Raw genomic sequence first — 1058 nt, forward strand, 5'->3', positions numbered from 1 at the left:
GGTAGAGAATTAAAAGAAAAACACAGCTAGGGCGAGCTGTGTTTTTTAGGAAGTGTGTTTAAATTATTTTTTTGCATTGGCGAGGATTTCTTCTGGGATGAGACTGATGCCATGCTCTGTGAGTTTGTACCAAACATAAGCCTGTGATTTAGATAAGTGGCTTGGGGTTGGGTAAATGGGTGATACATCACCGATGTTTAAGTAGATGACTTTTTTAGTCATGCGGTCTTGGTAATAACCTGATACAGTAGCAGGTTGTCCTTCTTGGATGATGCAGGTTTCATCGTATTTGGGTGGGGTGGTTGGTGGGCTATTTTGACTGGCAACAAAGGCGGCAGCACTCTCTGGGGTGATACCTAGATTATCCACCACTCTATTAATGTCCATCATAATCTCAAAGGGTTCTAACTGCGTGATAAAGTTAATGTGTTCAAAGATATTAACCTTTTGTACATTTTGCAGAAGTTGCTTACCGCCCAAGGCAATGGCTGGCACAAAGGTATATATCTCATCTTCTTTGAGTTTGCCATAACTGGCAAGACAGCGGTTAAAGAGGGGGGTGTGGTGGATGTCTCTTTTGTCATAGAGTTTTTTATCTTTGTATGCATCAACACTGACAGCTACGGTTGAGCTAATAGCTTGGTCTCTTTGCGTTAATTGGCGATTATCTTTAATGGTTGGAAAAATACGAATATAATCTAAATGGATGCCTAGACGAGAAGTGGTATGTCGACCCATTACTTCCAAGGTTCCAAACGCCGTTCTGCCCAGTACATACCAATCATCATGGGCATAAAACGGAGTGGGTTTTAAAATCTCATCAAGCAGGTCAGCATAATCATCAGGATTTACCAGCCAAAATCCCCCATCATCAAAACAAGCAAAGCCGATTTGCTCCCAAAGATACCACAACGGTCTTGGGAAAAAATCACCATAGGTCTTGATAAAGGCTTGGGTGGGTTTGGCACCTGTTTCTATTTTGATGTTTTTAAATTCCCAATATTCTATTGATTCATCAATTTCTTGTTGTGCGTCTGGTTCTAACTCTTGCATTATTT

1 protein-coding gene is annotated in these 1058 nt (G+C 40.9%); it reads right to left on the reverse strand.

The window, feature by feature from the left end; all coding sequences use genetic code 11:
- Nucleotides 1-63 precede the first annotated feature (63 nt).
- The coding region (locus IM753_RS12780; RefSeq protein ID WP_194109444.1) for a T6SS immunity protein Tdi1 domain-containing protein at nucleotides 64-1058 on the reverse strand (995 nt) is incomplete at its 5' end.

The organism is Moraxella sp. K127, assembly GCF_015223095.1.
In the GTDB taxonomy this organism is placed as follows: Bacteria; Pseudomonadota; Gammaproteobacteria; order Pseudomonadales; family Moraxellaceae; genus Moraxella.